This window comes from Leptotrichia sp. OH3620_COT-345 (genome assembly GCF_003932895.1).
GTDB lineage: Bacteria > Fusobacteriota > Fusobacteriia > Fusobacteriales > Leptotrichiaceae > Pseudoleptotrichia.
The window spans coordinates 1-541 of sequence record NZ_RQYW01000106.1 but is presented as its reverse complement, the minus strand read 5'-3'; the positions used below and the strand labels follow the sequence as shown (position 1 = coordinate 541).

Annotated in this window: 1 pseudogene; it reads left to right on the top strand. The window is 32.0% G+C overall.

Annotated features, from left to right (window positions below):
- Positions 1 to 541: pseudogene (locus EII29_RS12320) on the top strand (hypothetical protein); the annotation flags it as partial.

The window sequence follows — 541 nt, the reverse complement described above, 5'->3', positions numbered from 1 at the left end:
ACACCTGACTTTGTGGCTAATACAAATAAGCTGTTCAGTTTATCGGGAGAGTCAAGGCTTGTAAATATATCGAATATAGATAAGGTAAAAGAGCATAGTTGGAAAGATAAGACGGGACATTTACCTATAGGGAAGGCAGCATTAAGAGAACAGTTAATGCCGGGCTTATTTATCCCTGTGTTACCTGACAGTAAGAAAATAGGAAAACCTGATTATCTACATTCTAATGTGGTGACAGAGGAACAAATAAAATATATAATAAGAAATTATTCGAAATCTGGGCAAAATTTAGATTATGAGTTGACTTCAAAAGATATGATTAGCTTAATAAATAATCCCCATGGAACTTATGTTTACGAAAGTGCAATAATTTCAGAAGAAATCTATAATAAGTTTAGAGAATATAGAAAAGCATCTATAGAAAGAAAAAATGAGATATTAAACGAAGTACGGAAACTATATGACTTAGATCAGAGCTTAAAGATAAACTTGGCAATAAACGGACCTGCACTACTTGATAAAAGTCCTTATTTATTAGAAG